We start from the raw sequence: 19899 nt of genomic DNA, 5'->3' as shown, positions 1-19899 counted from the left end.
AAACAATCATGAAAATCCTGTTCCAAGGTGACTCGATCACCGACGCCTTCCGCAAGCCGGAGGAAATCAACCCCGCCTATCAACTCGGCAACGGCTACGCCTTCCTCGTGGCCTCGCACCTCGCGGCCACACGCCCCGACCGCGGTTGGGAGTTCGTCAACAGGGGCATCAGCGGACACAAGGTCGCCGAGATCGCCGCGCGATGGGAGGCCGATGCCCTGCAAATCGCACCCGATCTCCTCTCGCTGCTGGCCGGTGTGAATGACACCCAGAATTTCTGCAAATACACCCACTCCGACGCGAGTCTGCCTGAAGAGGAGAAGGCCCGCAGGGACGCCGAGGCCTTCGCGAAGTTTCAGGAGAACTACGCCTGGCTCCTGGATTCCGTCCTGGAGCGCAAGCCGGAGACGAAAATCCTGCTTCTCGAGCCGTTCCTGCTCGAGGTGGATGTGGTCACTCCCTACTGGCGGGAGCATCTCTCCCGCCGCCGCCAAGAAATCGCCCGCATCGCGGGGGAACGCGGCTTGCCGCTTGTTCCGCTTCAGGAAATCTTCGATGACGCCTGCCTGCGCGCCCCCGCCGCCCACTGGGCCTACGACGGGATTCATCCCACACACGCCGGCGCCCGTCTCATTGCCGATGCATGGCTCCAGGCCGCCGAAAACCACGGTCTCCTTCGCTGAGGCCAATCCGCCGAATCCCATGATCAATGTCCTCGAACACGGCGTCGTGCCCGACGGCGCCACCCTGAACACCCGGGCCATCCAGACTCTCATCGACGAATGCGCCCGCGCGGGCGGCGGCTCCGTTGTTTTTCCCGCCGGACGCTACCTCTGCGGCGGATTGGAACTGCGCGACGACATCCATCTCCATTTCGAGGCCGGTGCCGTCCTTCTCGGGAATCCCGACCTCGCCGATTACACGCATTACAACCCGTCGCCCGTGCCCTTCTACGAAGGCCGCAACGGCGTGCGTGCCCTTCTCTTCGCGCATAAGGCCAAACGCATCCGCTTGAGCGGAGCCGGCACCGTTGACGGGCAGGGGGGCTTGCTGGTGATGAGGCCGGGGGATCTCTGGACCGCAGTGCCCAGGAACATCCTCTTCATTGAATGCGAGGATGTGGTGGTCGAGGGACTTCGCTTGCTCAACTCGGGCTTTTGGATGCAGCACTACCTGAAATGCGTGAAGGTGCGCCTGCGGGGACTTGATGTTTTCAATCATCATGGTTTTTGCAACAACGACGGATGCGATATCGATTCCTGCACCGATGTGGTGGTGAGCGACTGCGTGATCGATTCCCACGACGACGCCATCTGCCTGAAATCCGGCGCCGACCGGCCCACGGAGAATGTCGTCGTCACCAACTGCCTGACACGCACGCATTGCAACCACTTCAAGACCGGCACCGAGTCCAACGGCGGCTTCCGCAACATCACCGTGTCGAATCTGCAGATGGTGCCAAGCCTCGTCGAGGAGACCGGCACGGGCACTCAGGGTGGCGACTGGCGCGGCGCCTGCGGGATCGCCATCGGCTGCGTCGACGGCGGCATGCTGGAAAACATCTCCGTCAGCCATGTCCAGATGGATCAGGTCCGCGTCCCGTTCTTCATCAAGCTCGGGGATCGCGGCCGGGTCGCCTCCGGTGAAAAGGAGGAAATCCCGGTCCAGTTCGCCCGCAACATTTCAATATCCCATGTCTCCGCGCGCCGGGCCGGACCGCGCGGCGGATACATCATGGGCCTGCCCGATGAGCCGGTACGGGGCGTCCGCATCGCGAATTGCGACCTGGAATTCGAAGGGGGAGGGGACGACGCCCTCGCCGAATCGAGCGTGGAGTCCAAGCGCGATTCCTATCCCTCCTGCGACGCCTTCGGCATGCTCCCTTCCTACGCCCTCTTTTTGAGGGACGTCGAGGATGTGAAACTCTCGAATCTCGTCTTCCGCACGATCGCCCCCGACGCGCGCCCGGCACTCCGCTGGCAGCGCGTTCGGAATCTGGAAATCGACTCCGTGCGGGAGAAAAATCCCTGAGTTGGCGCCCATTGATTTCATCCCGGATTTTCGTGATCCCCCACTCAGCATCCACCACAGCGCGATGCGCTGGGTACCATGCCTGTATTTCGCTAGCAGCCTCCAGCCTTCAGTCTAGAGCGGTTTTAGAAAAGGTGTAGCCACAAGGTGCACAAAAAACACAAGAGGGATGAAGGAAGGGATCACCTGGTAATTTCGTGGTGAAGTGTTTTGGCAGAAGGTTTGATTGATCACACGTTCAGAAGATGAAGCCCAGTCGGATAGGTGCTATTTTCCTGTGCCTCTTGTGCATCTTGTGGCCATGACTCAACTCATTTTTATCCCCTTCATCCCCTTTATCCCTGTGAAAACCTCCATGCATCTCTATCCCTGTTTTGCTTGCCCGGTCGTTGCTTCGCAACCGTTGGATCCTGATAAAATCCTTGGTACATCCTCCCCTCTGATGCATTTTTTGTGTTTACCCAAATGACCGCTTCAACCGACTGGTTCACCGAAGCCCGCTACGGGCTCTTCATCCACTACGGCCTCTACTCCCTGCTCGGACGCGCGGAGTGGGTCTGGAACCGCGAGGAGATTCCGCTGGAGGAATACAAGCAGCTCGCCGCCCGCTTCACCGCGAAGGATTTCGATGCCGACAGGCTCTGCCGCATGGCGGTGGATGCCGGCATGCGCTATGTCGTGCTCACGACGATGCATCACGAGGGGTTCAGGCTTTATCCGACCGAACTCTCGGATTTCCACATCGGCAACAGCGGTGCGGCCGGACGCGATCTCGTCGCCGAGATCATCGCCGCCGCCCGCAAGCACGGCCTCAAGGTCGGGCTCTACCACAGCCTCAACAACTGGTATGACCAGCCCGACTCGGTCGCCGCGCTGGAGGATCCCGCCGCCTACGAGAAGTTCATCGCCGCCACGCACGCGCGCATCCGCGAGCTGGTGACCCGCTACAACCCGATCGACATCCTCTGGTATGACGGCTGGTGGCCGTTCAACGCCGATGGCTGGCAGGCGGAGAAGATGAACGCCATGGTCCGCGGGATCCAGCCGCACATCCTCTTCAACGGCCGCAACGGCCTGCCGGGCGACTTCGCCACGCCTGAGCAGCACCTCAGCGCGCCGAATCCGTGGCGCCCGTGGGAAGCCTGCGTGACGATGAACGAGAGCTGGAGCTTCCATGCCGGCGACCATGAATGGAAAACCGAGTCGCAGGTCCTCGACATGCTCACCCGCTGCGCGCAGGGGAACGGTAACCTGCTTTTCAATGTCGGGCCCACGCCGGAGGGCGTCGTGCCGGAGCCCTGCACCCGTGTGCTGCACCGCGTCGGCGAGTGGCTCCGCAAAAACGGCGAGGCGATCTACGGCACCGAACTCTTCACCTTCAGCCTGCAGGAACGCGGCAACCATCGCGGCGACTGGAATTTCCACGGCCCGATGACAGTGAAGGGAAATTCCCTTTTCTGGCTGCTGCGCCGCTCTCCCGGCGACAAGGCGACCCTCGGCGGACTGCAGAACAAGGTCCTCTCCGTGAGCCGCCTCGACAACGGCGAGGCTCTGCCCTTCACCCAGACCGGCACACGCGTTCAGATCGCCAATGTGCCCGCAACCGACGAGACCGGCCTCTGGCCCGTGCTGAGGATCGAATGCGATAGCGCCCCCGTGGTTTACCAAACCGGCGGGCTCCGCATCCCGAAAGCCCCTCATCCCCACTACGACCCGTGCCCCTCGGACATCGCTCACTAAAACCATGACCACTCCTTTCAATGTCAAATCCGCCGGCGCCAAAGGCGACGGCATCACCGATGACACGGCAGTCTTCCAGAAGCTCCTTGATCTCGCGGCGGAGAGCCAGGCGACGGTCGAGGTTTCGCCGGGAACCTATTGCGTAGGCCGGCTGAAGGTTCATCCCAACACCGGTATCACCGGCTCGCCCGCCTATGCCTGGAAGGGAAACGGAGGATCCACGCTCAAGCTCATCGATCCCGCCGCCCCCTGCCTGCTCGATCTCACGCTCGCCATCGGCGCGCGCGTCAACGGACTCTGCCTCGATGGACAGCATCTCGGCGAGGGAGTGCACGGCATCCTGGTGGACAAGCCGGACTACGGCACCACCGAGGACAGCCCGCTCATCGAGGGCTGCAAGGTCTCGCGCTTCAGCGGCGACGGAGTGCGCCTGAGCCGGATCTGGTGCTTCCGGGTCCGAGGCAACATGTTTTCCGAAAACAAGGGGCACGGCCTCTCCGTGCGCGGTTGGGACGGATTCGTCCTCGATAACTGGTTTTCCCTCAATGGCGGTGCCGGCTACGCGAGTATCGGCGAGAATAACGCCGTCACCATCACCGGCAACAGGATCGAGTGGAACCAACTCGGCGGCCTGCGCATCCTCAACGGTTCCCATTACAACATCACCGGAAACTACATCGACCGCAGCGGCCCGGGAATCCTCTTCGCGGCCACACCGGACAATCCGGTCGTGACCGACCGCATAGTCGGCCGAGTCGGTTACACGACCATCACCGGCAACATGATCTACCGCAGCGGCCGTCCCGTCTGGAACCGCCCGGGCGAGGATTGCAGCGCCCACATCGTTCTCATCGGCGCGCGCGGCGTCACCGTCGCCGCCAACACCATGGTTGCCGGACTCGATGACGAGAACAACGAGGGCAGCACCGGCTTCAGCCGGGAGGAGAACTGGTCGCCCGATTTCGGGGTCGTGGCGCAGGCCCTGCGGAATGTGGTGATCAAGGACAATGTCATGGACTCCGGAGCGCTCAAGGAACTCATCCTCGACCGCGGAGGCCACGGGCCGGGCGTGCTGATCAAGGACAACCCCGGCGAACTCTTCGAAAAGCCGACACCCCGGCGATAACCGAACCTCACCCCCTTTCGGAAAGCCCCGATCCACCGAGGCCCTGATGCCCTGAGGCATGGATGCCGGGGAGGATTGGCGCCCATCGCCGAAAGACTCAGCAGATTCCTGCCGGAAAAAAGAGCTTTTTGACAGATCACCACGAAGAGCATGAAGGAGTGAACAGGGGGGTTGATGTGAACATTCCTTCCTCCCTCTTGTGCCTCTTCTGCATTTTGTGGCAATGACTCAAATTAATTTGGCTATAGCGCGACAACCCGTTCTTGCCAAAAAGCTGCCGCCGCAAATGAAGAGGCGATGAGGCGCGGCGCAAACGGGATCGGACCGCGTGCGCGACGCCGGTTTCATTTTAGTGAGCGTTCTTGTAACGAGTGGAGGCGCCACGGGCGGCCATCACTTCCGGATAGGACCGGGTAGGGTCGGCATAGCGGTTGCCGCCAAGGTCGCGCCCCTTTGCCAGGTAGACCTGATGCGCGCCGGCGAATTTCTCTTCATTGAATTTGCAGGCGGTGCTGGCAAAACGCATCGTCCATCCGCAGCGGCGGATCTGCGAGGTATTCGGTTCGCTGCCGTGCATGATACGGGAATCATGCAGTGAGCATTCGTTGGCCTGAAGCTCGATGCAAACCTGACGCTCGTCTTCGCGCTGTTCCTTTTTGATTTCGGTGCCGAAGACGCTCGTTGCCATATCAACGGCATCGTAGTCGGAAAATCCCTTCTGTCCCTCGACATGCGTGCGGGGAATGACCTTCATGCAGCCGTTGACTTTGGTGGAGGGATCGATCGCCAACCAGACGGTGACAACTTCCATCGGGTCGATCTGGCCTTTCCAGTAGGCGGAGTCCTCATGCCAAGGGACGCGCTTGCCATTGCCCTTCGGCTTGCAGATGAAGTGGGTGGAGAAGAGCGCGATGTCGGGACCGACGATCGGCTCGACAAGGGCGAGGATGTTTTCATCGAAGGCATACTTCAGCAACTCGGGATGCATGAAGTGGGGAACATCCATGGCCTCGGGACGCTCGTCGGCCGGAAGGTTGGCAAGGATACCCTCGAAGCAGTTCTTCAGGGATTGAAAGCGGTCTGCTGGCAGAACCGGTTTGTTGAATACGAAGTATCCGTCATTGCTGTATTGCGCAACTTCGTCGGCATTGAGGCGTGGCGGGACTATGGTGGATGTGGTGCTCATAAGGATTCCGATCAAAGCATGGGTGGAAAAAACATTCTTCCGCTGGGGATGTTTTTTATTATGCTATAGCGGCATTTGCCATTAACCATGAATCGGCTCCCTCTGAAACGCTTTGTGCCCGCCGGTCAGCATTATCACTATGCCAGCGGCTTTTTTGACTCTTCGGTTCCAAGCAATTTTCACGATCACGATTTTTATGAAATCTTCTGGGTCGAGGAGGGCGAGGGAGTGCATCACATCAACCACCGCAAACGCTCTCTCCGGGAAGGAATGGTCGTGCTGGTGAAGGATACCGACATCCACGCGCTTAGTGCTGGAGCGGAAAAGACGATGCGTATTGTAAATCTGGCCTTCTCCAAGCGCTGCTGGGAGGAGTTGTTGAAAAGATACTTCCCTGAAGAAAAAGATCCGATGCAACTCTCATCGCCATCGAGAGAAATTCCTCTTCGGCATGAGGACTTTCTTGCCATCAGGCGACAGTCCCAGCGCCTGAACTCAGCCGTCCGTTCACGGGCGCAGTTGGATCTTTTTCTGCTCGAAATTTTATTTCTGAGATGCCACTCCGCAGATTCGGAGACACCACGCCCTGCGGTTCCCGATTGGCTGGATGCCGCATGCCATGGAATCAGGAAAACCGAGCATCTCCCCCAGGGCATTGAGTCTTTCTACCGCCTTGCCGGACGCAGTCCCGATCATGTCGCGCGGGCATGCCGCACCCATCTCGGCATCAGCCCCACGGAGATCGTGAATGCGGCCAGACTCGAACACGCCGCCGCAAGACTTTCCGGCACGGATGACACGATCCTTCACATCGCAGACGACTGCGGACTCCCTAATCTGGCTCACTTCTACAAACTCTTCGCCGCCCGTTTTGGAACCACGCCACGCCGATACCGCATGCAGGCCCGCCTCATTGTCGGTCGGGATTCATTGGGTAAACAGGATTCCAAATAAGCCTGAATCGTGCGACGGAGTAAGGTAAAGGAATCATCCGGGTGATTTGGGATCATCCGCAGAAAGTGTGTTTATCCCGTGGCCTGAGGTGAAATGAAGGGTTCGGATCACAGGATCGATCGAAGCAAGGGGGGTAGATTATTCACCACGAAGGGCACGAAGAACACGAAGGAGTGAACACGGAGTTTGATGATTTATCCAATCTGGTGAGAGGAAGGGCCATCGAGGTACATCGAACATGTTCGTTCTTTGATCCCTTGGTCTCTTTCCTCCCCTTCGTGTGCTTCGTGGTTTAAAAAATGCAGTCTGCAGAGGCCAGACAGACATCAGCTTAAAAGGCTTCATTTCCTCCGCCTTTCTGAGTCCGGTCTTCTTTTCTGCCCTAAAAAATCCGATTGTTCTCTGTGTTTCACTTTTTTATTGCCGCTGATATATCAAATGGTATTCCAATGGCTCCATGAATTCTCTGCGGGCCATAACACGCAATGTGGGGACTCCCTCCACGATGAAGCAGCGGGCTTACACGGATATTTTGAATCGTATTCTCGATGGGCGTTACTCCCCCGGTCATTTGCTGAACCGGCGCGGAGTCGCGCAGGAGCTCAGGATGAGCCCGGCACCGGTTCATGAGGCCATGATCGAGCTGGAATGCGCCGGGCTTGTCGAGGCGCTGCCGCGCCTCGGTACACGCGTGCGCCATGCGCGGGTGGAGGATCTGCGCGGGCATTTGATCGTCCGCGAGGCTCTGGAATGCCAAGCCGCCCGCATGATCTGCGGTGATCCGGTGAGGAACCGCTTGGAGACACTGCGGCCGCTGGCCCATGCGGCCGATTGCAGAGAACTGCCCTACTCCGAGCGCGCCCGTCACGAAGTGGAGTTTCATATCGCCTTGGTGGAACTGGCCGACTGCCCCGCATTGCTGCGCGAGTATCGCCGGGTGATGCAGATCGGGTTGTTTTACCGCATCAATCTCCTGATGCCGATGCAGGCCGGGGAACCGGTCAATACCCATGCCTCGCTGCTTGAGGAGCTTGCCGCCAGCAAGCCGAATGCCGCCGCCGACGCGGTGAGGCGCCATGTCTGGTCGGGAAAATCCGATGCCCTCAAGGCATGAGGCATGAGGCATGAGGCATCATGAGCGCAACCCTTGAAAACACTCATCGACTCCAAAACACAATGAACCAAGCAACACAAACACCATTCCAACTCATCGCCGCCCCGTTCACTCCCATGAAACCGGGCGGGGCTGTCGATCCAGACCGGGTGAAGCCCTATTACGAATTCCTGCGCGAACGCGGGGTGGACGGCGCGTTCGTCTGCGGAACCACGGGTGAGGGCGCCCTGATGACCGCCGAGGAGCGCAAGCAGGTGGTCGCGGCCTGGACGGCCGCCCGTGGGAGCGATCAATCGTTCCGTATCTTCGCCCACGCGGGTAACGATTGTCCGGCGGTTTCCGTCGAGTTGGCGCGGCACGCGGCGGAATCCGGCGCGGATGCCGTGGCGATGCTCTCGCCCACATTCTTCAAGCCCGGCAGCGAGGAGGCCGCGGTTGCCCAGGCGGAGGAAGTCGCCGCCGCCGCGCCGAACCTGCCCTTTTACTACTACCACATCCCCTCGATGACCGGCCTCGCGCTGTCGATCCCGCGCCTGATCGAGTCGGCCATCCAGCGGATTCCCAACTTCGCGGGCGTCAAGTTCACCCACGCTGATCTCGGGGAATACCTCGACTGCCTCTCCCTCGCCGGAGAGAAGCTCGAGATCCTTTTCGGCCGCGACGAGTTGCTGCTCTTCGGACTAGCGGCGGGCGCGACCGGTGCGGTCGGAAGCACTTACAATTTCATGGCGCCCCTTTACCGGAGCCTGATCGCCGCGCACGGGCGGGGGGATGCCGTCGAGGCGCGCCGGCTCCAGATGGAATCCCGCCGGCTCATCTTCAAGATCGTCTGCCACGGCGGACTGGCCGGGCAGAAAGTCGCCATGGCCGCGGCCGGCTTCGATTGCGGTCCCTGCCGTCTGCCGCTCCCGCGCCTGGATGCCGGGCAGGTCGCGTCCATCCAAGACCTGTTCAAATCCCTGCCGCCCGAACTTCAATGAAACTGATCCCTGTTCGTATCCTCCGCGTGAGCGACTCGATTGCGAGCAGGTTTTATCCGGGCAGCATCTCACCATGAAGAGCGCGAAGCACACGAAGGAATGAAGATGGAGTTTGATGCACACATTCCTTCTTGCATTCCTTCGTGGTGAAAAAACCACAGCCTTCACCAACCATGTTAACAATAAATGAACCTTTCAATATGAAGCGCGCAAAATACATCGCTCAACCCGAAACATTCGTCCGCCACACTCCCCAGCGCTCCTTCATCGGGCCGGGCACCTTTCTTCTGCCCGACGGGGAGATCCTCATGGTGGCACCCTGGGGTCGCCCGCCGGCGAATTTCGAACAGCTCGCCGCCACTTTTCCCGTTCCCATGACCTACCGCAGCCGCGATGGGGGTCGCACCTGGCGGGAGGATGGACGCCTGAGGATGGAGTGGAATGTGACCGGCATGCTCTCCGATGGCGGGATCACATTCCTGCGCCTGCAGGACGGCCGGTTGGCTTTTCTCGGGCACCGCCATGTGGAGGGGCTCCACGGTGGCGGTCTGCCAGTGATTTCTTTTTCCAATGACGATGGCCGGACATGGACGCCCGCGCGCACGATCGGCGAGCCCGAAGGCGTCTGGTATGTGATGAACGACCGGATGATCCAGATGAAGAATGGCCGGCTCGTCGTTCCGGTTTCGCACATGCCCCAGGGAATGGGCACCTATGAGGGCGACTGCAACCTGGGCCTCTGCTTTTTCAGCGATGATGCCGGGGAAACCTGGAAGCGTTCCAGCAAGCCGGCCGAATTGTCCGATGGACGCGGCATGGCCGAGCCATGCGTGGCGGAGGTGGAAGGCGGGCGCCTGATCATGGTGGCGCGGACCGGCAGCGGCTGCAAATACGCCTCGTGGTCGGAGGATGGCGGGGACACCTGGTCGGCTCCCGAGCCGACAACGCTTGTCGCCGCCTGCGCTCCGCTGACCCTCAAGACCCTGCCGGACGGCCGTCTCATCGTGTTCTACAACCACGCAAAGCCTCTCGAAGCCGGTGCCGGTTCACATACCACCGAACCCGGGGATACCCCGGATCAGGCGACAAGACATCTGGTCGGTGCTTTCTTCCCGCGCACGCCGCTCTGCTATGCCGTCTCTTCCGACAGCGGCAGATCGTGGGGCGAACCCGTGCTGGTGGACGAGTCGGGAGTTCAACTCCAGGACCGCCAGGCGATTTACCCCTCCATCTGCTTCACCGCCGAGGGAATGCTGGTCGTCTATTCCGTCCATTATGCGGACCCGAACGGAAGTTTCGCCGGCAGCTCCCACGAATTGGTAGATTGCGGCGCCAAACGTTGCCTCCTGGAGTATCCGGAGGATTTGAAACCATGAATCAAAACACCAGAATCTGTGATCAGCCTGGACGCGATATCCCTGTGCTCGGCGAATGGGATGTGCTCGTCATGGGCGGCGGGGTAGAACCCTCGTTTGAAATCCTGCAAGGCCTGCCACTCCCCGAATAGACGTCATTTTTATTTCCATGAAAACCGAACATACAACCGAACATTATTCCAAAAATCTTCCGGTCTTGGGTCATTACGATGTGATTGTCTGCGGCGGAGGACCGAGTGGCATCCCGGCCGCGCTTGCGGCCCGACGGGCCGGCGCCAGCGTGTTGCTGATCGAGCAGACCGGACAACTCGGCGGTGTCGGAACCTCCGCCGGGGTCTCGCATCTGCTCGGTGGTCGCACGGCCGACAACCGCAGGGACTGCGTGCGGGGAATCTTCAAGGAGATCACGGAGGAACTCATCCGCCGCGGCTCCGCGGTGGATCCGAAAACCATCCCGGAAGAAAAATACACGCCTTACGGCCAGTCTACGGGACTTGCTGCCGGCGTGCCGTTCGACCCCATCGCCATGGTGGCCCTGCTCGACGAGAAGATGGCCGAAGCCGGTGTGGATGTGCTCTATTTCACGGGCCTCGTGGATGTCATCGTCAGTGAACAGGCGGTGAGCCATGTGATCGTCTTCAACAAGTCCGGCCTGCATGCCTTTGCCGCGAAGGCGGTGGTCGATGCGACTGGTGACGGTGATGTGGCCGCGCGCAGCGGTTGCGAGATGGTAAAGGGGCGCCCGGAGGACGGGCTCATGACGCCGGCGACGCTGATGTTTCATGTGGACCGGGTGGATCAGGACAAGCTCAACGCCGAGATCTACGCCAAGGATTCCCCCCGCCTGAAGGAACTCATCCAGTCGCTGCGTGAACGGGGTGAATGGCCGTATTCCTACGATATTTTCATCAGCATCCAGATGCACGAAAAGGGAACGCTCATGATCAACACCACCCGCATTTGTGATGTGGATGGCACCGACGGGCGCTCGGTTTCGCGAGGCATGATGCAGGGTCGCCGCGAAGTGACGGGACTGTTTGCGCTGATGCGGAAGTATTTCCCCGGCTTCGCCGACGCCCGCATCAAAAGCGTGGCGCCGGTGTTGGGCATCCGGGAGACACGGCGAATCGTGGGCGATTATGTTTACTCGGTCGAGGATCTCGTGGACGCCAGGGATTTCGAGGACACCATCGGATTCAGCGGCTATTGGTGGGACTTGCCGGACCCGAAAAAGCCGAGCCATCAGCCGATGCACGATAAAAAGGTGGGCATGAAGCGCCTCTACACGCCGATTCCCTACCGGGTGATGGTGCCGCGCCCGATTCGCAATGTCATTTGTCCCGGCCGTGCCATCAGCGTCGAGAGGGATGTGTTGGGGCCGCTCCGCGAGCAGGCGCCCTGCTACGCCATGGGCCACGCGGCGGGACTTGCCGCGGCGAGGGTTGCTCAAGAGGAATGCGCTTTTCGCGATGTGGACACTGCGCGTCTCAGGATTACACTCCAGGCTCAGGAGGCTCTTGTGGATTGGGATGAATAGCAGGAGACCGCCAATCGCAATGAAATCTTACCAATTAACCAAAACGAGAATTCACGCCATGAACACAACCTCCCTGAAACTGAAATCCCGCCTGCTTGGGCTGGGCCTGACACTGATGGGGGCTTCAGCCCCAATGCTAAGCGCGGCGGAACCGGCCGACAAACCGGCGGCGGACGTCGCATCGGCATTTCCCTGGCAGGTGCCCAAGCGGATCACCGAAGAGTGGGACTACCGCGGCCCGGCCGGCGTGGCCCGGGATGCCGGTGGCCGGATTCTGGTGGCGGATGAATTCAACGACCAGATCCAGGTGTTCGCTCCCGATGGCAAACCGCTCATGGCTTTCGGCGGTCCGGGCAAAGGGGATGGCCGGCTTGACCGGCCTGCGGGCATCGCCGTGGATGCCAAGGGAGACATTTATGTCGTGGACTCCGGAAGTGACCGGATCCAGAAGTTTGACTCCAAGGGAGGATTCATCGCCAAGTGGGGCGGTCCCGGCAGCGGCGACGGGCAGTTTTGCCGTCCGCAGGCGATCGCCGTGGATGCCGAGGGCAACATCTATGTCACCGACACGCTCAACTACCGGGTGCAGGTCTTGGGGCCGGACGGCCGGTTCCGCGCGAAGTGGGGCACTCAAGGCGATGGCCCCGGACAGTTCGGGTGGCCCAACGGCATTGCGGTCGACGGCCGCGGCACCGTCTGGGTGACCGACAGCCGGAACAACCGGCTCATGAGTTTCGACTCCGCCGGCAAACCGATGACGTCCATCGGCCGGGCCGAAGGGGCTGACTTGGATTGGCCGACGGGTGTGGCGGTCGACAAGAACGGGCTGGTCTATGTGGCCGACAGCCAGCATCGGCGGATCAAGATCTTCTCCCCGGAGGGTAAACTGCAGCGTGCCCTGGGGAGCGACGGCATGGAGGGAGGGCGGTTCGAGTTTCTGCACAGCCTGGCCGTGTCCCCTGCCGGCGATACGCTCTATGGCACCGACTCGACCGGCAACCGTCTTCAGGTTCTCGACGCACAGGGTGCGGACAAGGGAGCTTGGAAAGTGACGACCGAGGGCCGGTTCAACACTCCGGAGCAGATCGTGATTGATCGGAACGGCAACATTCATGTGACCGACAGGGAGCGGAGCGAGATCTCGATCCTGGATCCACGGGGACATCAGTTGGTGGCATTCGGCGAGGCGGCCGTCGCGCGCGTCCCGGGCAATTTCCGTTTCAAATACGAGGCCCCTTACGCTGTGGCGCTGGACCCGGCGGGAAACATCCATGTGGCCGAAAAGTCGCTCACGGTTTATGACAACAAGGGCCGCTACGTGAAGGAAATCACACTGAAAAACAAGGGCACGGCCAGGGGAATCATCATCGACAGCAAAGGTGCGATGATTGTTCTGGAGAAGAGTGGTCTCGTGAAGTATGCGCCGGATGGCACGCTGATCGGTGATCTGCCTCTGACCGGAGCCGAAATCAAGGAGATGAACCAGATTGGCCAGATCACCGGCGATGGGCAGGACAATATCTATGTGCTTCAAACAGGCGGCGGCGGCAATCGGGTTTTGAAATTCGACGCTGAGGGCAAGTATGTTTCCGAGTTGCAGCGGGTGGATAAAAACACCGTCTGGAAACGCTTCCAACCTGCCGGCGAGTTTTTCTACACCGTGGATCCGAGCCGCTGCGAAATCCAGAAAGTCGCCGCCGATGGCAGTTTGGTGAAGAAATGGGGGGGCAAAGGCCGAGGGGCGGGAGAGTTTGGTGATTCCATCGGCGACATCGCGGTGGCGCCGGACGGGAGCGTGTATGCGACCGACCCCGGCAATCATCGCGTCCAAGTCTTTTCGCCGGAGGGCCTCTTCCTCAAGCAGATCGGCCGCTATGCCGACTACCCCAACAACGGCGCGGACCACAGGCCGTATCGCAACCGGATCCCGGCCGCCACCTCCGAGCCGGTGATTGCCGGAGAGCGTCCGAAGTCTTATTTCAACCAAACCCCGCCCAATCAACTCTACCGCGACCGCTTCGCCTCCGACCTCGAGTTGCTGGCCAAGCTGGAACGGGGCCTCGTGGACTCCCCGGCGGCAACGGCAGAGTCCGGAGCCGACTATGTCCGGTTGATCCGGCACTGCCTGAATGTGAAGGGGTCGCCGGACACCTGTGCCGATATCGCGCGCATGCTCGACGCGGTGGGGCAGTCGCTGCAACGCGTGCGGGGCGCCCTGCCCCCGGAATCGCCGATGGCGGCGGAATTGCGCCGCCTCCAGCAAGGCGAATTGGAGCAGGCCGTGCGTTATCTCGCCGGCCGTCGGGCTTCGCTGGGGAATTGCGCGGTGTGGATCGCTGGGAAACAACTGGGAGCTGCGACCCATGCGATTGTCATACCCGACCAACCCACGCCCTCCGAGGAGCGCGCCGCCCGGGAACTTCGCAATTATCTCGAGCAAATGACCGGCCAGGATCTTCCAATCCTCCGCGACGCCGAGGCCGATCCGGCAAGCCGCTCGCTGCTGGTGGTCGGGCGAAGCAACCTGCTGCCCAAGCTCGGTGTGACGGTGGATTGGGAAAAACTGGGCCCGGACGGGATCGCCCTGAACAGTGCCGGCACGCATCTCGTGCTGGCCGGCGGCCAACGGGGGGCGCTGTATGCCGTTTACACCTTCCTGGAGGACCAACTTGGCTGCCATTGGTATACACCGGACTGCACGGTCGTTCCGGCCAGCGGTGAGCGGCGGGTGGATAAACTCGCGCTGACTTATGTGCCCACCTTCGAACTCCGCGACCAATCTTCTTTCCTGGCCATGATGAGTCCCGATTGGTCTGTCCGAAACAAATATCTCGGCGATTCGCCCATGTATAACGATGCGCGCGGCGGCACCTTCAGGTTCTTCCCCAGCATGGGCCACACCTTCTACAAGGCGGTGCCGCCGGAAAAGTATTTCAAGGAACATCCGGAGTATTTCTCGATGATCAAAGGCAAGCGACAGGCCGGCAGAAACGCCCAGCTCTGCCTCTCCAACCCGGAGGTCGAGAACATCATGGTGAATTACTTGGAGGAAAATCTCCGGTTGTATCCATGGTATAAGATCGTCTCGGTGGCGCAGGAGGACTGGGGAGGTTATTGCGAGTGCCCGCAGTGCGCGGCGGTGGATGCCGAAGAGGGCGGTCCGTCCGGCTCGATCATCCGTTTTGTCAACCGGGTGGCCGAGCGCATCGAAAAGACGCACCCCGATGTGCTGGTCCATACATTCGCCTATCAATACTCCCGCAATGTGCCGCGCCTCGCCAGGCCGCGAAGCAATGTGGCGATCCAGTTGTGCTCGATCGAGTGCAACCAAGGGCGGCCGCTTGGCGATCCCGCCGACAAGTTGAACGCGCCCTTCGCCAAGGATCTGGAGGAATGGGCGAAGGTCTCGAAGCATCTGTATATCTGGGACTATGCCGCGGATTTCATGCACCAGTGGCTCCAGCCGAACCTGTGGAGCAGCAAGCCGAATCTCGAGCTGTTCGCGGCACACAACGTGCGCGGGGTGCGCGTGCAGCAGCAATACATGACAACCCATGAGCTGCAGGAGGAACGGACTTGGCTGCTCGCCAAGTTGATCTGGAATCCCGCCGCGGACGACAAGGCGTTGCTCGATGAGTTCCTCAAGGCGTATTACGGACCGGCTGCAGGGCCGCTCGCCCGCTACTACCAGCAGTCACACGACTATGTTCAGCAAAAGAACATCACCCTCGGCAGCGGGTTCAACCGCCAGAAAAACGCCTTCCCGCTGGATGAGATCATGAAATACGAAGCCTTGTTCGCGGAGGCCACGGCCGCCGCCAAGGGCGATGCCACCATCCTCCGCCGCGTGGAGAAGGCCCGCCTGCCGGTGCTGGCAGCCCGGATCCCGCTCGAAAAAGAGATGGCCACCAAGGCCGAGCTTCTCGATTGGTATGAGCGCGTCGCCAAGCGCGAAGGCATGACCCAGTGCAAGGAGAAATCCGACGGCCCTTCTCTTGGCGCATGGTTGGCCGATCAACGGGGGAATGCGGGGAACATGCAATCGAAGGAGTCCCAAAACGAAGCGGCGGCACCATGAAGAAAACACGATGGCTCATCGCTGTTTGGAATGGTGGTTAAAGGAATCACTTTCCAAGTCAAAGAGGATCATTTCACCACGAAGGGCACGAAGAGCACGAAGGATTAAACTTGGGGATTGGTGTGCAGATTCCCTCTTTGATTCCTTCGCGCCTTTGCGCCTTTGCGCGAGTCCTTTGATTTGTCGAAGGTCAAGCTGATCGCCCAAGAAACGAGAGATTAACGAGATGGTGGTCCAGCTCCCAGCTCCAGCCCTCTGCGGTGATGCTCAAGCGTCCGAGCCGGGCGGGACATAATGGGTGTCGCCGCCGAGTTGTTTCCAGGTGCGGTAGAGCAGCACGAGGAAAATCAATCCCAGCCCCAGGAACGGAAGGTTCCACGCCGGGATCATGCGGTAGCAGAAATCCTTGCCACAGGTCGCGTCCGGGAAGACCTTGCGCATCATGTCGATGTAGCCGCCGGCCACGACGCCGCCCAGCGCGGCGGCGGCCGCCCCGCAGATCGCGTTGAACGAGCAGAACTGCCCGAAGCGTTCCCGCGGCAGGACTCGCATGGTCATGGGCAGCAAGACGGCCTGATAGATCATGGTCAGCGGCAGATTCACCGCTTGGAGGGCAATCAGGACCTTGAAATTGACCTGCGGGGTGAAGTGGGTGAAGAGCCAGATGAAATTCAACGGCGCGATGAGCAGCAGGCCGGTTTTGATCCAGAGCATCACCCTGAGCGGGTGGTGCCTGTCCGCGAACGCCCCGGCCGGATAAGCGAGGAGCATGTTGGTCACGGCCACCCCGGCGGTGATTGTTCCCAGCTGCTTGAGCGTCAGTCCGAGCGAGAGGTTGAGGAAGACATTGAAAATGGCGCAGGCCGCCGCGAGGTTCCAGAACATGTTGTGCAGGAAAAAGTAGCCGTAGATCCGGTGCTGCAGGCATTCCCGTGCATAGTTCCGCATCATCAGGAAAACATTGCTCCGCCCTTCCACCAGCTTGTCGGGGGGCGGGTACTCCCCTTCCTTCACCATGAGACACATCAGGGTGAAGCCGACAAGGTAAAGACCGGCCACGCAGAGGAAGATCAGGCGCAGATGGGTCAGGGCATACTGGTAGACAAAGTAGCTGTAGAGCGCGCCGGCACCCGCGCCGACCACCCGGAAGAGGCCGAGGAACCGGGCCATGACCTGCTGGGGCACCACGTCGTTGAAGAAGTACCAGAAGGTCGTGTTGACGAACATGTCGCTGAACCTGAAGAGTCCCATCGCCACGGCGATGACCCCCACGGTGACCGCCGCCGCGCTCCAACCGGTCGTCTGGCCGATCAGCCCGTGCATCCATCCGCCCAGTTCCGTGGAAAAAGCCATCACGCAGAGCGCGATCGAGACGAAGGGCACCGTGAAGAGCATGAACGGGATCCGCCGCCCGAAGCGTCCCCGGTGCCGGTCGCTCGCCGTGCTGATGATCGGGTTCAGCAGCACGTTGAGGATGCTCGGGATGGTCGTCATCACCAGACCCAGGATCCAGTTGGGGGCGTTGAGCTCGCGCATCCGCAGGGGGAGGATACTCGGCACCACCGTCTCCATCATCGTGAAGCAGAAATCGCCCCACAGCAGCCACGTGAAGAGCCAGGCCAGGCCCGCCGGTGAATAGACCAGGGTGCCGACGCTGAACTGTTTGGGGTGCTTCATCGCGCTTTCAGGCGCGGAGGAGGATCCGTGAGGGGAGGGAGGGAAAGGCAAAATGAAAGATCATGAAAGATGAAGGGGGAGAGTTAGGGAAGCCGTGATTTCATCGCAGCCTTCATGGGAATGAATCAGAGCTTCCTTGGGCAATCAATAATCTGAAGTCGAGAGTCGAGAGTCGAGAACCAAGCCGCTGGGAAGGGGCGCGGAAGACGACGACACAGTCGTAGCCCCAACGGGGCGGCACCGCTTGCCGGGAGGCAAGTGCCGTCAATCGAGAAGCCTGATGCCAGCAATCAACAATCTGAAGTCGAGAGTCGAGAGTCGAGAGTCGAGAGTCGAGAGTCGAGGGCTTGGAAGGAGCCGACCAAAAAGACCTGGAATCTGGAGTTTTCCACCTATCTTACTTGATTCATCCCTTTGTGTCCTTCGTGTCCTTTGTGTCCTTCGTGGTTTAAAAAAATGCAACCTTCCGCCCAACAACCTTCACTTCCCGGTATGGCTTGATCATTTCGGCAGAACCCGAGCAGACTCTTCCGGCTACCAGCACCATGATTCCGAACAACAGCACCATCCTCTTCCAAGGCGATTCCATCACGGATTGCGACCGCAGTCGCGATGCCGCCGGCATTGCCAATGATCGCGCCGGACTCGCGCAGGGATACGCCGGGATTGCGGCCTTCGAACTCCTGGAGACAAGGCCTGCCGATGGCCTTCGCATTTTCAATCGAGGTATCAGCGGCAATCGCATCGTGGACCTCGATGTCCGGATCAAGAACGACATCATTCATCTCAAGCCCGATGTGCTCAGCATCCTCATCGGCGTCAATGACACCTGGCACGGCAAGGGCAGCGACAACGGCGTGTCGGTTCCGAAGTATGAGCGTGTCTATCGTGCCTTGCTCGACGAGGTGCGAGAGGCACTGCCATCAGTGAAGTTCGTGCTCTGCGAACCGTTCGTCTTGCGCTGCGGCGTGGTCCGCGACGATTGGGTCGGGGAGATCGATCAGCGCCGAGCGGTGGTTGCAAAACTTGCCAAGGAATTCGGCGCGGTGCTGGTGCCTTTCCAGTCGATGTTCGACGAGGCTGTGAAGCAGGCACCACCGGAGCACTGGGCCGCCGACGGCGTGCATCCCTCCTACGAAGGGCACCGGTTGATGGCCAAGTGCTGGCTCGAAAAAACCGCGGGGGTTTAACCCGAACATCATGAAAAATCCACCGGTCGTCTGGTCATTCGGTCAACCCTGGCTGCCTCAAGCCGAACCCGCCTTCGCGCCGGGGCAGGTGGCCGTCGGCCTCGCGGGGAATGAACTCCTCATCCGCGCGGAGTTGATCGACGCGCACCCGATCCAGGATGTCTTCCCCTTGAACTATCCGGCCTTTATGCAGTGCGATGCGTTCGAGATTTTCCTCGGGCCTGCCGAAGAGAAGGCCTACTACGAACTCCATGTGACCCCCTCCAACAGCGTCCTCCAGCTTTACTTCGACGGCACCGGGACCGAAAAATCCCTTGAGGAACGCTCGGTCGCCGCGCCGATTTTCACCAGTGACACCGCGCTCACGCCCGGGGGGTGGAGGGTCGAGGCGAGAGTTCCGCTCCAGGGGCTCTTCCCGGGGGAACATCCCGAGTGGTTGCTCTCCTTCGGCCGCTACGACTACACGCCGGGAGCGGCCCAGCCCGTGATTTCAACGACCTCTCCTCATGCCGTCTGCAGCTTCCACCGCAAGCATGAGTGGCGCAGGGTGCGGTTGGCAGATCTGCAACAAAGCAACCGGGCATAACCAAGAGACCTCCAAAAAACAGACTCCCTGCTTTTTCCGGTGGGTGAGGACGAGAGAAGGACTATCAAGGCGGAAGGCTGCATTTTTAACCACGAAGGACACGAAGGACACGAAGCACACGAAGGGATGGAAGAAGGAATTGTTTCCGGGGGATTTTCAAACCACCGAGTGGACAGCCGAGAAACCGAAGAGGACCGCAACAGATGAGATGGCAGAAATCTGCTGTTGGCTGGCATGGAGGAAGTTTCGACATGTCGGAACTTGAGTGTGATTGACAGTGTGCTCATCTCTGCAAGCTAGCTTGCAAGAGTGAGCCCACAGGCA

At 60.4% G+C, this 19899-nt stretch carries 14 protein-coding genes; 12 read left to right on the top strand and 2 right to left on the bottom strand.

What is annotated here, in order from left to right:
- Positions 1-8: 8 nt before the first annotated feature.
- The 4 genes from K8R57_08085 to K8R57_08070 all read left to right on the top strand — a co-directional run bounded on the left by K8R57_08085 (position 9) and on the right by K8R57_08070 (position 4897).
- Complete coding sequence (locus K8R57_08085; protein MCE9588257.1) at positions 9-683, top strand: SGNH/GDSL hydrolase family protein; 675 nt, start codon at positions 9-11, stop codon at positions 681-683.
- The gene (locus K8R57_08080) at positions 640-2031 is read left to right on the top strand and encodes a hypothetical protein (protein ID MCE9588256.1); all 1392 of its coding nucleotides are present in this window, start codon (positions 640-642) and stop codon (positions 2029-2031) included. The genes K8R57_08085 and K8R57_08080 overlap by 44 nt, the downstream gene beginning before the upstream one ends.
- 465 nt (positions 2032-2496) lie before the next feature.
- Positions 2497-3771, top strand: a complete 1275-nt coding sequence (locus tag K8R57_08075) for an alpha-L-fucosidase (GenBank protein ID MCE9588255.1) — start codon at positions 2497-2499, stop codon at positions 3769-3771.
- Positions 3772-3775: 4 nt separating this feature from the next.
- Complete coding sequence (locus tag K8R57_08070; protein MCE9588254.1) at positions 3776-4897, top strand: right-handed parallel beta-helix repeat-containing protein; 1122 nt, start codon at positions 3776-3778, stop codon at positions 4895-4897.
- A 349-nt stretch (positions 4898-5246) separates the two neighbouring features.
- Here the strand turns inward: K8R57_08070 and K8R57_08065 are convergent, their stop codons facing one another.
- Positions 5247-6083 carry a phytanoyl-CoA dioxygenase family protein gene (locus tag K8R57_08065; protein ID MCE9588253.1) on the bottom strand — a complete coding sequence of 279 codons (837 nt, stop codon included), beginning with the start codon at positions 6081-6083 and terminating at the stop codon, positions 5247-5249.
- Positions 6084-6170: 87 nt separating this feature from the next.
- On the opposite strand from K8R57_08065, the gene K8R57_08060 reads away from it, so the two are divergent.
- The 6 genes from K8R57_08060 to K8R57_08035 all read left to right on the top strand — a co-directional run bounded on the left by K8R57_08060 (position 6171) and on the right by K8R57_08035 (position 16122).
- Positions 6171-7037 (top strand): helix-turn-helix transcriptional regulator, encoded by an 867-nt coding sequence (locus K8R57_08060; protein ID MCE9588252.1) that lies wholly within the window; start codon positions 6171-6173, stop codon positions 7035-7037.
- Between the two features lie 457 nt (positions 7038-7494).
- Positions 7495-8151, top strand: coding sequence for a GntR family transcriptional regulator (locus tag K8R57_08055; protein ID MCE9588251.1), 657 nt, complete (start codon positions 7495-7497; stop codon positions 8149-8151).
- 62 nt (positions 8152-8213) lie between these two features.
- The gene (locus K8R57_08050; protein MCE9588250.1) at positions 8214-9131 is read left to right on the top strand and encodes a dihydrodipicolinate synthase family protein; all 918 of its coding nucleotides are present in this window, start codon (positions 8214-8216) and stop codon (positions 9129-9131) included.
- A 200-nt stretch (positions 9132-9331) separates the two neighbouring features.
- Positions 9332-10507 carry a glycoside hydrolase gene (locus K8R57_08045; GenBank protein ID MCE9588249.1) on the top strand — a complete coding sequence of 392 codons (1176 nt, stop codon included), beginning with the start codon at positions 9332-9334 and terminating at the stop codon, positions 10505-10507.
- A 148-nt stretch (positions 10508-10655) separates the two neighbouring features.
- The gene (locus K8R57_08040) at positions 10656-12044 is read left to right on the top strand and encodes an FAD-dependent oxidoreductase (protein MCE9588248.1); all 1389 of its coding nucleotides are present in this window, start codon (positions 10656-10658) and stop codon (positions 12042-12044) included.
- A 58-nt stretch (positions 12045-12102) separates the two neighbouring features.
- Positions 12103-16122, top strand: coding sequence for a DUF4838 domain-containing protein (locus K8R57_08035; protein ID MCE9588247.1), 4020 nt, complete (start codon positions 12103-12105; stop codon positions 16120-16122).
- 267 nt (positions 16123-16389) lie between these two features.
- Here K8R57_08035 and K8R57_08030 read toward each other — a convergent pair whose 3' ends face one another.
- Entirely contained in the window at positions 16390-17799 is a 1410-nt protein-coding gene (locus K8R57_08030; GenBank protein MCE9588246.1) for an MFS transporter, read from the bottom strand.
- Between the two features lie 545 nt (positions 17800-18344).
- On the opposite strand from K8R57_08030, the gene K8R57_08025 reads away from it, so the two are divergent.
- Both K8R57_08025 and K8R57_08020 read left to right on the top strand, forming a co-directional pair.
- Positions 18345-18989, top strand: a complete 645-nt coding sequence (locus tag K8R57_08025; GenBank protein ID MCE9588245.1) for an SGNH/GDSL hydrolase family protein — start codon at positions 18345-18347, stop codon at positions 18987-18989.
- Between the two features lie 10 nt (positions 18990-18999).
- A complete protein-coding gene (locus tag K8R57_08020; GenBank protein MCE9588244.1) occupies positions 19000-19575 on the top strand; it encodes a hypothetical protein in 576 nt (191 codons plus the stop codon).
- Positions 19576-19899: the final 324 nt, after the last annotated feature.

This window comes from Verrucomicrobiota bacterium (assembly GCA_021413925.1).
Classification (GTDB): domain Bacteria; phylum Verrucomicrobiota; class Verrucomicrobiia; order Chthoniobacterales; family UBA6821; genus UBA6821.
This window is presented reverse-complemented; position numbering and strand designations above follow the sequence as displayed.